This is a genomic window from Acinetobacter sp. YH12049 (assembly GCF_013419875.1).
GTDB classification, from domain to species: domain Bacteria; phylum Pseudomonadota; class Gammaproteobacteria; order Pseudomonadales; family Moraxellaceae; genus Acinetobacter; species Acinetobacter amyesii.
The window spans coordinates 15,149-28,194 of the sequence record NZ_VOZH01000001.1 but is presented as its reverse complement, the minus strand read 5'-3'; the positions used below and the strand labels follow the sequence as shown (position 1 = coordinate 28,194).

9 protein-coding genes and 1 pseudogene are annotated in these 13,046 nt (G+C 39.5%); 4 read left to right on the top strand and 6 right to left on the bottom strand.

Annotated elements, in window-relative coordinates; all coding sequences use genetic code 11:
* Nucleotides 1–86: 86 nt before the first annotated feature.
* On the bottom strand, nt 87–704 hold the full coding sequence (locus FTU05_RS00125; protein ID WP_180163853.1) for a hypothetical protein: 618 nt from the start codon (nt 702–704) through the stop codon (nt 87–89).
* A gap of 238 nt (nt 705–942) precedes the next feature.
* On the opposite strand from FTU05_RS00125, the gene FTU05_RS00120 reads away from it, so the two are divergent.
* Nucleotides 943–1,101 (top strand): hypothetical protein, encoded by a 159-nt coding sequence (locus tag FTU05_RS00120; RefSeq protein ID WP_168379604.1) that lies wholly within the window; start codon nt 943–945, stop codon nt 1,099–1,101.
* A 220-nt stretch (nt 1,102–1,321) separates the two neighbouring features.
* Here the strand turns inward: FTU05_RS00120 and FTU05_RS00115 are convergent, their stop codons facing one another.
* Entirely contained in the window at nt 1,322–2,137 is an 816-nt protein-coding gene (locus FTU05_RS00115; RefSeq protein WP_180163851.1) for a hypothetical protein, read from the bottom strand.
* 197 nt (nt 2,138–2,334) lie between these two features.
* Between FTU05_RS00115 and FTU05_RS00110 the strand changes: the two genes are divergently transcribed.
* Together FTU05_RS00110 and FTU05_RS00105 are read left to right on the top strand one after the other, a co-directional pair.
* Nucleotides 2,335–3,759, top strand: coding sequence for a PLP-dependent aminotransferase family protein (locus tag FTU05_RS00110; RefSeq protein WP_180163906.1), 1,425 nt, complete (start codon nt 2,335–2,337; stop codon nt 3,757–3,759).
* A 120-nt stretch (nt 3,760–3,879) separates the two neighbouring features.
* Nucleotides 3,880–5,316 (top strand): amidase, encoded by a 1,437-nt coding sequence (locus tag FTU05_RS00105; RefSeq protein WP_180163849.1) that lies wholly within the window; start codon nt 3,880–3,882, stop codon nt 5,314–5,316.
* A gap of 107 nt (nt 5,317–5,423) precedes the next feature.
* Here FTU05_RS00105 and FTU05_RS00100 read toward each other — a convergent pair whose 3' ends face one another.
* From FTU05_RS00100 to FTU05_RS00085, 4 genes and pseudogenes are all read right to left on the bottom strand, one after another.
* Complete coding sequence (locus tag FTU05_RS00100) at nt 5,424–7,553, bottom strand: TonB-dependent receptor domain-containing protein (protein ID WP_180163847.1); 2,130 nt, start codon at nt 7,551–7,553, stop codon at nt 5,424–5,426.
* Nucleotides 7,554–7,922: 369 nt separating this feature from the next.
* Entirely contained in the window at nt 7,923–9,236 is a 1,314-nt protein-coding gene (locus FTU05_RS00095; protein WP_180163845.1) for a DcaP family trimeric outer membrane transporter, read from the bottom strand.
* Nucleotides 9,237–9,361: 125 nt separating this feature from the next.
* Nucleotides 9,362–10,735: pseudogene (locus tag FTU05_RS00090) on the bottom strand (MFS transporter).
* A gap of 191 nt (nt 10,736–10,926) precedes the next feature.
* Nucleotides 10,927–11,841: a LysR family transcriptional regulator gene (locus FTU05_RS00085; RefSeq protein WP_180004497.1), complete on the bottom strand. Its 915-nt coding sequence runs from the start codon at nt 11,839–11,841 to the stop codon at nt 10,927–10,929.
* A gap of 281 nt (nt 11,842–12,122) precedes the next feature.
* Between FTU05_RS00085 and catA the strand changes: the two genes are divergently transcribed.
* Nucleotides 12,123–13,043, top strand: coding sequence for a catechol 1,2-dioxygenase (catA, locus tag FTU05_RS00080; RefSeq protein WP_078193335.1), 921 nt, complete (start codon nt 12,123–12,125; stop codon nt 13,041–13,043).
* Nucleotides 13,044–13,046 lie beyond the last annotated feature (3 nt).

Below are 13,046 nucleotides of genomic sequence, written 5' to 3'. Positions count from 1 at the left end.
TTTGTGCAACAAAGCCCATATAAGTTAAGATTTTCTGAAATTCTCTGACACACAAGCTAAGATTTTATTTCACTTTAATTTGCGGGTTAATTGAATTCAGGATGCTTATAAACCTCAGTGTCATATTTTTTTTGTTTAGCGATGATATTGTTTTTGAGTATATCCACCTTATCTTGATGTATTTTCACAAAATCCTTTTGCGCGGCCTGCCATGTATCAAAACCTTGCTTCAAGTCATCAATTGTACCCTCCAAAAATCTACCTTTAAAAAACAAATTATGATTTTGCAAGTTAATCTCGCAAGGTCTGAATAGATACATGCAGGAACTATCGTCATTGCGCTTCTCTACATACAATACGCTGTCCATAATGGCATCCCACCCATTCAGCATCATATCACCTGTGCCTTCTTCACGAATTAAGTATTGGTGATAGTAGATTGAGCTGTTCACGATCAGAATGTTTTTCGCCCCGCTGCCATATTTCCGCACGGTGGCATGACCGTCAGGAAAATATTTTTTTATAACATCAGGTATCCATTGAAAGTCATTTTCATCAATTTTGTTGAATGGTGTGTACTCAATCCGTTCATGTTTCATCACGCCTTTTTCATCCAAATGCCATTGACGGTTTTTGGCGCTAAGTTTGAGATAAATCAATAAAATGACAGTTCCTAATATTGTTATGAGCGTAATTATTTCCATTGTATTCTGCTTGTAACCCCAAATTATTTTATGATCTAATTTCCAATGTATTGAGAGGTTTATTCAAGACTACTCTATACTTTAACAATCCCGAATCATGTGTCAATAATCTCAAATCAACTGTCATTCAACTCCAAACTATAACTGTTATAGAAATTTAGATAAATGTTGTATCTATGCTTTCAAGTGATATACCCCAATAATCACCTATAACCATTAGGGATTTAGAGTACATCTTATGAGCAATCAAGAGCCTAAAAAACCGCAAAAATATGCAGACAGTGAAATTTCAGATAAGGCCTTTAAACGTGCCATTATTTGGTTCTCGATCTATGTGCTTTTATTCTGTATTGGTGTAGCGTTTGTCGTTGGTGCAGATAATTCCTATCTACCTTAAGCGACAGTATTATTCACTTATTGCAACTCGCTATTGCATGAATATCTTACATTTCATGTTTGCTCATGATTAGTTCATAAAGTATTAATCGGATCATTAGGCCAAATAAATTGGTTTAAATTTGAATTTAAAAAAAGCTTGTAAATCTAGACTTACAAGCTTTTTGCATTTTTAAAGTGATCAATTCACAGCTATAAACTTAATTAGTCATCTTTATCGCTTATGCAGGACTCGGTTTTTTAACTTGGTGCTGAAGATGCGTTTGAATGTATTCACCGTAGACCGACATTTTTTCAAAGATATGCTCTGAATAAAACATGTCTTCTACCAAGACTTGCGCACGGTCAAACTCATATAAACCTAATCGTTGTAAAATTTTGGCGTTAATAAACGAAAATTTTTGGCATAAATCGATATATTGCTGATCTTTGTCTTTAAATAGCAGCTTTAACATATTGATTTGATTTAGATCAAAATCAATCGGTTCAACTTTATCCGCCAAGACATGGATTTCAACATCTAAATATTCAGCAAGCTGATTTAATTTTTCTAAGTCGATATGTAGATGTGTAATACAAATGATTTTGGAAACTTTCGGATTACATAAGCTATTGATCAAACTAAAATAGAAGTATTCTGCTGGCGATAGTTGTTCATTATGTAGTTCAATGTAGACATTTAGTCCCGATAAAACATCATCAACTTTAAATGCGCTAAGTTTAGCCTCAGCATGATAATAACGATTTAATATCGCAACATTTTCAGGGCTTTGCGGTGTAGCGTACATCACCTTCTGATTCAAATTCGCTAGGATAAAAGGTGCAAATAAAAAAGCCGCATTTTCAGCCTTGGCATTCATATGCTCCTGACAAATACTGACATAGCCCACTTGCTGTACTTGTCGTAAAATTCGACTGCGTAAAAGTACTGCTTCTAAATTAGTATGCTGTTGTTGCAACAGATGCAGCGTTGAATCTGTCAATGGAACACCCACCAGTAAATGTTGTAACAGTTCTAATTCACTGGCTTTAAACATAGTCAACTCCCTAACTTCCATACCATTTGACGCCACAAGTGTTGTGGTTAATGCACCTTATAAAAAATTCAAGCTTAAAACTAGATACAGTGAATTTGAAAAAACATATAACAGTACCGACCCATCTGTTATAAAAATATAATGCTGGGAAACTTTTACTGATATATTTATAACAGAATCTTGACTTGTTGATGACTATGTATAAATCGGAACAGCTCGCACAGCACCTACGTCAACTGATTGAAAATGGCACTTTAAAAGCGCACGAAAAACTCCCTTCTTTACGTGAACAAGTACAGTTGTCCGGCTTTAGTTTAATCACGGTCATGAATGCTTATCAGGAGTTAGAATCGCGTGGCTTAATCTATGCACGTGAAAAATCAGGCTACTATGTGGCGCAAGGCTTAGTCGAAATAGAGGCTGAACACGCTCAAATCGTGTCCTTAAACACGCCGGTTGAAATTAACTCTCTGGTCTTTAAGTATTTAAAATCAATACAAGATGAAAAAATCGTTCCATTGGGATCAGCTTTTCCAGCTCAAGACATTGTTTTTTCTAAAAAGTTAACCCAAATCATGGGGCAAATTTCCCGAAATCCCAAAAGTTACGATGCCATTGATAATCTTCCACCCGGTAATTTAGCCCTTCGTAAGTTGATTGCACAGCGTTATTGCATGCAAGGCATAGCCACTGATCCAGAGGATATTGTGATTACCTCAGGCTGTATGGATGCACTGAATCTTTCCTTACAGGCCATAGCCTCACCGGGTGACTATATCGTGTTACAGCAAAATATTTTCTATGGCGCCTTGCAAGCTGCAGAGCGCTTAGGCCTTAAAGTGGTGACCTTACCGGAACATCCACGAGACGGTTTTGATTTAACCGCATTTGAACATATTTTAAAAACTTATCCCGTCAAAATTTGTTGGCTGATGCTGAATTCGCATAATCCTGTGGGCTTCACAGTGAGTGATGAAATCAAGCAAAAAATTGCCGTTTTATTACACCAATATCATGTGCATTTAATTGAGGACGATGTGTATGAAGAAATGCATTATGCGTCTAAGAAACCTGTTTCAATGAAATACTTTGACCAAAATAATATGGTCTTACACTGTTCATCTTTTTCTAAAACGTTGGGCGCTGCATTTCGGGTGGGTTGGGTGCATGCAGGTAAATACTCTCAAGCGATTCAACACTTACAGCTTATGAGCACGATTTCCGTTAATACCTTATTGCAAAATGCCTTGGTGGAATTTATTTCAAATTATCATTATGAAAAACATTTACGGGTCTTAAGAAAAAGTCTACAGCAACATAAATTACAGTTTTACCGTTATTTAGAAAGCCGCCTACCGACTGGATGCAAATTACAATATCATCCAAGTGGTTATTTTCTTTGGTTAAAACTACCGGAAAATGTTGAAAGTATGGCAGTCTATGAAGCCCTAATTCAACAGCAGATTAGCGTTGCTCCAGGCCGTTTATTTAATGTTGCGGAAGCCAAAACTCAATATATCCGTTTAAATTGTTCCTTTGCATGGAAGGATGAGATTCAACAGGCTTTAGATGCCCTCCTTAGTACAATCTCTGCACTTTCCTCAGATCAGACAAATATTTGACAATTTTTATTGTCATTATTATGCTCAAACAGATATTGTTCAAATACATATATTTGTTGTTGAGATAACAATGAATTCATTCAATATTTACCAAAATTCAAAAAACAAATAGGTTCGTTCATGGAAGATCAAAAACACAGTCAACGCATACATGCTTTTAGTTCGGATGTACTCACAGATCTAGATGCTGTGGGGATTGCACAGCTCATCAAATCTAAAGAAGCCTCTGTACAGGAAATTACACAAGCGGCCATTGCACGTGCGGAACACGTCAATCCGCATCTAAATGCCATTGAACTGGACTGTTTTCAACGTGCTTTAGAGAAAAATCAATATGTTGAACATGGTCTATTTGCGGGCGTCCCTTTTTTCTTTAAAGATAATCTAGATTATCAAGGATTGCCATCACGCCATGGTTCAAAGGCCATAGGTTCAAAACCAGCCGATCGTAATCCTCAAATTAGCCAACAAATCTTAGATCAAGGTTTTGTCGTATTAGGAAAATCTAAGCTCCCTGAATTTGGTCTAAATGCCAGTACCGAATATAAAGATGGCTCAGCCACCTATAACCCTTGGAATCTAAGTTATTCCTGCGGCGCGTCTTCTGGCGGTTCTGCAGCTCTCGTTGCAGCCGGTGTAGTGCCAATTGCCCATGCCAATGATGGCGGTGGTTCGATTCGAATCCCTGCTGCATGTTGCGGTTTGATTGGATTAAAGCCTAGCCGTAGCCGTACGTATGACAGTGATGCAGCAGGCTCTCTTCCGATTAATATCATCAGTGAAGGTGTCCTAACCCGTAGCATACGAGATACTGCGCATTTCTATGCAGGAATGGAGTCAAGTTATTACAATAAAAAGTTGCCACGCATAGGTATGATTCATGGCCCTTCTAAACGTCGACTACGCATCGGTTTAGTCCCGCAATCGATTACAGGGCAAATAGATAGCGAAACAACTGCAACCTTAATGCATAGCGCAGCACTCATGGAAAAATTAGGTCATCATGTTGAAGAACTTCAGTTACCTTTTGCCTTAAGCTTTGTTGAAGATTTCAGTGAATATTGGGGAATGTTGTCCTTTTTACTGAGTACCTTTGGCAAAAAAATCTTTGGCGCTGACTTTAATCCCAAAGAGTTAGATCACTTAACCATTGGTTTATCGAAGTTGTATAAAAAGAACTTTTATAAAACCCCGCTATTTCTGTATCGGTTAAAGAAAATGCAGCAGCAATATCATGAAATCTTTAAGCATTATGACGTTTTGCTATCGCCTGTACTTGCACATACCACACCGAAAATCGGCTATTTGTCACCTCAATTACCGTTTGACCAATTATTTGAACGTATTCAGAACTATGTGACTTTTACACCTATTCAAAATGTGGTGGGTGCGCCGGGTATGTCGATTCCTATGGGAGAAACGCAAAACGATGGACTACCGATCAGTATGCAAATTTCAGCCGATGTCGGTGATGAAAAAACCTTAATTGAACTGGCATATGAAATTGAAGAAGCTCAGCCATGGCGACGTATTCAGGATATGCCTCGAACTGCTTAACAAACTAATCAAAGAGTTAAAAAAAGGGAGCTGATTGGCTCCCTTTTTTTATTCAAATCCGCAGAATAAGGCTTTTTAATTGTTCGCTGTATTTGAATATAAGATGCTTAATTAAAATGATACGTCAGTCCTGCATATACCGCCCGACCTTCACCCGGTGTTAAACGAGCAGGATCTTTGCCGGCATCGTTATAGCCCGGTGTCACGGTAGATGCATATTTTTTATTGCCCATATTTCTAAAATCCAACCACGCCATATACTGTTTTTGTGGTTGTATATAGCCGAACGATGCTCCCCAAATTTGCCAATCTTTTGCATAGAAACTATTGGCATAATCGGTTGCGACCTTTGTGGCATAAAGTGTATTCACCGCAGTATAAAAGCCTAAAGGATGTTCGTATTTGAGTTCAGCCTGATAGATGTGTTTTGGTATACCTGCCAGCTCATTTTTTCCAAATACCGCATCATTTTTATACCGAAAATCATTCAAGGTATAGGCTTGTTTCAGTTGAACTTGTCCATATACATCATTTTGCCAAAGTAAACTGTTTAAACCGACTTCAATCCCTTGATGAATGGTGTCTGAAGCATTCGATTCGGCAATAATCTTTTTAGGCTCTGATTGGATTTCAACAGCCAACAGTTCATTTTTAACCTGTGAATAGTAATATGCAATATTCCACTCACCTAGTGCATGTTGACCACGCCCACCTAGTTCAAGAGTGTTCGCTGTCTGACTATTCAAATGAATCGGAGCACTTTGGCGTCCCGTTGCTGCGCCACTACCATCGGGGAAGTATTGATCCGAACCCCAAATTAAAGCCCAAGGATGTGGTGCTTCTAAGCTTCGACTGACATTGGCAAAGAGCTGTGTTTCAGGTTGGATTTGATATCGAAAACCTAGCGATGGCAGGACATTCCATTCACGAATATTTTCTTTATGACTTTGCACAGGCCATGTCACTTCACTTTCGCGATGGGTGTACGCCAGTGCAACTCGACTATCGAGCCAAAACTGTGGGTGTAGTGCCAAGGCATTAGCATAATGTAAAACATAGTCACCACCTTGGTAGGTGTAATGCCGCGTTTCTGTACCCGCAGCATAGGCGCCTTGCGCAACACGCAAACGTTCAACGACCTGACCAACTGGCAAATGCGTAGTACTACGAAAACCTAAAGTATTTTGGCTTTCATGCCCCCACAAGATTCGGTCAAATTGGTAGTTAAATAAGGTACTGATATCATCATAGTCAACATCAGTACTATACAACCCTTCTTGCAAATCCATCGGATAATGATGATAGGCCAGACCCAACTGTAAACGATCGCCCGAGTCCAAAGTCATATTGGTTTTATTCGCCAACCAAAGACTTCCCGGCTGCGGACGATTGTTTTTTAGCGAGATATTTAGGGCTACTGCTTGTTTTGGATTTTGTTCAATCTGTTGTTGGGTTAGACGTCCCGGCGTTTGGTGTTCAGTCTCTCGGTAACGCAGATAAAAACGTGTATCTAGGTTAGGGTTTATTTGATATCCCACATTGGCCGATATACCTTTGCTATGGCTTGAGGAATGATCTTGATAACCATCATCATCACTTTGTGTTAATGAAACATAATAGTCTAAGTCACCGATTTGTTGTCCTGAGCTGATTTCACTTTTTTGATAACCGTGGCTACCCATTTCATGATGCACTGACAGTTTTGCTGCATTATTTCCGGTTGGGCTGGTATAATTAATTAGACCACCCAAGCTTAATGCGCCACGTGTTAAACCATTAGCCCCTCGTAAAACCTCTATATGGTCTACCCACAGCGGCTCAAGCAGTTCATAAGGTGTTCCTCCTGGCCCTGTAAATGGCAAATCATCTAAGGTTACATACAACCCTGAAGCATGCGCCCCCGGTGCACGATTGATCCCCGAGCCACGTATCGACAGTTTCACCCCTTCATTTCCTGAAGATGCCGCGTAAATCCCCGGTTGATTTTTAAATAAATCAGCATTTGTTCGCTTCGGTATATCTTGAATGTCTGCTGCAACGATCGCATTGGTTGCACCATTTACTTTGGTTAGTGCTTTTTTTATTTGTTCATCCATTGAACTTTGTTCAACGTTGATGATAATTTCAGGTAATACATTGCTATCTGCAACACTATATGGTGCCATCGCGGTGAGCATCATCAGGCTTAAAAGCTTAAGTGACGTGTTGTTATATTTGGAAAATTGAGGGACATCCATGATTGCGTCTTCTAAGTGAAACGAAATTGACGGCAAGGATTGTAGTGTGTTTTATCGTCATGTATGTATCAAAATATTTCAAAATTCATGATTTTTATCAATATCCTTCTTCGTATTTTTATATTCAAATGATTTGTTAAATGAAATAAAACAGATAATTATATTTTTTAGTCAAAAAATAAAAGTTTCTAAATAAGATAAAAGCCCTCAATCGATAAAGATCAAGGGCGTGTATGGATTGAGAGCACGAATTGAAAGATTGTCGGAAAGTTAGATGTCAAAACCTGAATATACTTTCAATCACGCTCTCGTTAAATTGATATTGAAATTTCTAAGCCAATTTAAATTAAACAATTCTCTGTAACGACATTAGAAGTTATACATCGCGACTGCATTGATTCTGTTATCTTCACCCTTGGTACTGCCATTTGGTGCAGCGCCAAAAGCTTCACGTTCACCATAGACATATTCCAGACCTAAACTAATCGGCTTAACAGGGCTGTAAAATAAATTTGCCCAAGCTTGCCACAAGTTTTTATTGGCCTTGGTTTTATCGACTAATGAGTTGACATAATCTGCATTATTATCTGCTTTCATATAACCATAGCCCAATGTTCCGCGCCATTGTGCTGAAATTTGTTGAGTTAAACCTACTGTAATCGAGTCAAATTCATTGGTGGCGATGATGTCTTTATCCGCATTGGTCACAAAACCTTGGTTGGTCCATGACACAAAACTACTGTCGCCTTTGACATGGTAATAATCCGCTTTGAGCACTGTTTTATCCGTCAAATCTAGCTTTGCGCCCAGACCAAGTCCCCATGCGGTTTCTGTATCCGTATCCGTTTTCTTTTCAGCACCCATCGCACGTGCGCTCAACATGAGTGTATCTGTCATTTTATGGTTTAACCGCGCTGTTAATGCAGGCAAACGCATATTTGAACTGTCATCCTTAGAATCTTCTGCTGCAAGCACAAGATTTGTCTCAGGACTAAATTTGTGACTATAGCGAACTTGCGGTGTACGTTTAACAGCACCACCAACATAGCCCAATGCATCAATAGTTTCAGGCATATAATCAGGTACAGCAAAGTTAGACCATGTTTGCCCCACCAACCAATCACCATAAGTTAAATAGGCATGACGAATCCGCAGTCCATCATTTGCGCCCAAAAAGTCGACTTCAATTTTACCGCCTACATCTCCCACTTGAGTCGGCGTTTTAAAGTCTAGTCCTAAACGTGTGGCAGCAAGTGTTGCTTTTAAACGATCTGAACTTTCAGCATTCCCTTCTAGCGGAACACTATTCATTTGGTTATACAGGCGAGATAAGCTGCCGCCTTCTGCCTGATAAGATGCATCTGCTCGCACATTGCCATACAAGCTAAACTCAGCGCCCGATTTGGTATTTAAACTCAGGCTCGGTGTTTGAGTCGGTTTTTGATTCTGCGCAGCAACTACAGACCCTTGTTTTACGTCTTTGATTTCACTCGACAAAGTGTTTTGCTGTTGAACATATTGCTGCATCATGGCTTTTAACGCTTTGACTTCTTCACGCAACTGCTCAACTTCAGCTTCGCTGACTGCCGCATGTGTCCACATGGGGAACACGGCTGCACAAGCCAGTATCATCGGTTTAATTTTAAAGGTTTTTTTGACTAAATTTAGCTTTTGAGTTTTCATCCTGACCTCGATTTGGGCAATGCCCTTTCCTTATTTTTTGTCACAATTTTCCACTAGCCCTCATGCTGTGCATTAGGGCCTGGAAACTTAAAATTTTGGGTAATGTTAAATTTATTTAAGAATGCTTAATTCGCTGGATTTTTGATGGCTTGCGTATTGAGCTTTGGCGACTGACCTTGAGTAGACGCTTCTACTGACGCTTGCAAATTCACCATAAAGATCGCTAATGCAGCTATGACACCGGGAATGGCAATCACCAAGAAGTTCATTTGATGCGGCAAATTCATGGTTAACAGCGCACCAGTAAGTACCGGTCCAACGATTGCACCAATTCGTCCAATCCCCGATGCTCAGCCCATACCTGTAGAACGTACCGTAGTTGGATAGTATTGTGCGACAAAGGTATAAAGTAGGATTTGCGAACCAATAGTAGCTGCACCAGCAACAACAATTAAGGTATACAGAACCATTTGCGGACTGTTAAAGCCCAGTAAGATTAAAGCCAATGCGCCACACATGAACATGATGCTCAGAACTTTTTTGATATGGAATCGGTCTGCCAAAGCACCACCACCAATAGCACCTACCATTCCACCAATATTCAGTGCAAAGAGGAAAATCATACTTGCACCAAGCGAATAGCCGGCTTGAATCATCAATTTTGGTAACCAACTTCCAAGTGCATAAACCATCAGTAAGCACATGAAAAATGCAATCCAGAACATAAACGTACTGAAACTACGGCCTTGTTGAAATAATGCTTTTAACGGAGCGTTATCTTCTTCAGAAACTTCATTGAGTACAAATTGAGTATCTGTTGTGAGGACTTGTTCAGGGGCAATTTTAGAGACAATCGTTCGAGTCGTATCTGTTTGATGCTTTGAGGTTAAATACATCAATGACTCAGGGAGGAATTTCCAAATTAAAGGCAATGCAAGACATGGAATAATTGCAATATAAAACATGATTTTCCAGCCATATACAGGCACTAACCAAGCACCCAATAACGCTGAAGCCATACCACCTATGGCATAACCACTAAACATTAGTGCAACTAAGGTACTGCGTATACGTTTTGGCGCGTATTCTGTCATTAATGCGACAACGTTCGGCATAACGCCACCGATGCCTAGACCGGCAAGAAAGCGTAAAATACCAAACTCAACGGGAGTACTTGCAAAAGCGCCGCAAAAGGTAAAACCACTAAAAATACCGACGCAGATCATAATGGTTTTTTTACGACCAATTTTATCGGACAGTGTGCCAAAACACATGGCACCAAACATCATGCCAAATAAAGCCGTACTTGCCAGTAAGCCGGCTTGTACCGCAGATAATGACCACTCTTGCATCAACAAAGGTAAGGCAACGCCATAGATCACCAAGTCATAACCATCAAAAATAATAATCAAAAGACACCAAATCAAAACACCCCAATGAAATGGCGTAAATTTGGCTTCATCAACCAAGGTATTAATATTAATTTTCTGGTTTTGCATAGCCCACCTCCTAATTGTGAAGCTTGTAAAATTCGCTTTTCACAATGAATAAGTCGGTGCTTAATGTCCAAAACCGATTAGGCATGTTTGTATACCTAAAAAGTAGAATATAAATTAATCCCTTGATTCCGCTTTATTTAAATAGATCATTTCATAACTGCTGTTCATCTGAACGTCTATCAACACATTACTTAAAACACAGCACGATCATATGGAATCGCTTCTAAATCATACACTTGATAAACACTATCAAATAAACCACGAATATCTTCGCTTTCATCCATATTACGTACAGCCATAAATACAGGGCTGATCGCGGCTTCGTCTAAGATCGGAACAAAGGTTAAATGTGTTAATTGCACACTTTGGGCACTCATTGGAGTGATACAAACCCCTTCATTAGCTGCAACAAAGCCTAGAGCCAGTTGTAATTCACGTACTTCGCGTACTTTTTTAGGCTCCAAACCATACTCTGAAAATATGCCACGCACTTGGGTCGAAAAATTCGGTTTATTGTGATTTGGATAAAAAATCAATTGTTGATCGATCAGATCTGCAAGATATATACCTTCCTTTTTTTGTGCCAAAGGATGACTAGCGTGTAAGGCTACCACTAAGCGTTCTTCACGAAGTAAAACCCGTTTGATCGCAGGGTCTGAAATACGCAAACGCCCAAAGCCGACATCTATACGACCTTCCTTTAATGCTTTGATTTGTTCAGTGGTCGCCATTTCCTCCATTTCTATTTTTAAATGTGGATGTTGTTGTTTGAATAAATACAAAATATTCGAAAGTAAACCAAACAATAAAGAGCTTACAAAACCGATTGTCACGGTCCTTTCTGTCAAACCGATTCGTTTCGTCATTGATTTTATTTCTTCTGCATTAGACAAAAGTTTTAAAGCATGATGATAAAAAAATTGGCCTGCTTCCGTAGTCTTAAGCGGACGGCTACCGCGTTCAAATAACTGAATTCCAAGCTCATGTTCCAAATTTTGAATCTGCCGACTCAAAGGTGGTTGAGCTATATATAGTTTTTCTGCCGCTTTGGTAAAACTCTGCTCTTCAACCACTGCGACAAAGTATCTTAAGTGTCTTAGTTCCATGGTCATCAATACCTATTAAGTATAATAAAATGCAAATTTGATCTTCGACGTGAAGATTTTATTCTTTTAAGGTATATCACATAGACAGGATTAAGCAAATTTAATCCCATCCAACAGATCAAAAACATCGTGCAGCCCATTCCCTGAAAGAAACTTCAGCCGCTACACGAAACAACTTAAAAAGTATTGTTAGACAACCAAACAAGGAACGTGGCAGCCAAAGACCTCTTTTATCGAGTGATAGCCACCCAAACTTAAATGCATACTTAAGGAGATATAGTATGAACCGTCAAGAGATTGATGTTCTGGTTAAACAAATGAACGTAGATACAGCGACAGGGCCTGTTGACCAACGTGTACAGCAAGTTGTGGTACGTTTATTGGGTGATTTATTCCAAGCGATTGAAGATCTGGATATTACTCAAACTGAACTATGGAAAGGTCTAGAGTATTTTACAGACGCGGGTCAAGCAAACGAATTAGGTCTTTTAGCCGCAGGTTTAGGTTTAGAGCACTATCTTGATTTACGTGCGGATGAAGCTGATGCGAAAGCAGGTATTACAGGTGGTACACCACGTACCATTGAAGGCCCTTTATATGTGGCTGGCGCACCTGAATCAGTGGGCTTTGCTCGTATGGATGATGGTACGGAAACCGATAAAATTCCAACACTGTTTATTGAAGGTACAGTAACAGATACCGAAGGCAACATCATTGAAGGCGCTAAAGTTGAAATTTGGCATGCCAACAGCCTAGGTAACTATTCTTTCTTTGATAAGTCTCAATCTGACTTCAACCTTCGCCGTACGATTCTTTCTGACCAAGACGGTAAATATGTTGCACAAACCACGATGCCAGTTGGTTATGGCTGTCCTCCAGAAGGCACAACTCAATTTGTTTTAGACAAATTAGGCCGTCATGGTAACCGTCCATCGCATGTACATTATTTTATCTCTGCACCGGGTTACCGCAAGCTAACCACTCAATTCAACATCGAAGGTGATAAATACCTTTGGGACGATTTTGCCTTTGCAACTCGTGATGGTCTGGTAGCAACTGCTGTTGATATCACAGACGAAGCTGAAATTGCGCGTCGTGGTCTAAACCAACCGTTTAAGCACATTAGCTTTAATGTTGAGTTAGTTAAAGAACAAGCCGCAGCACCAAATACTGAAGTTGATCGTCGACGAGCTAGCGCTTAATTA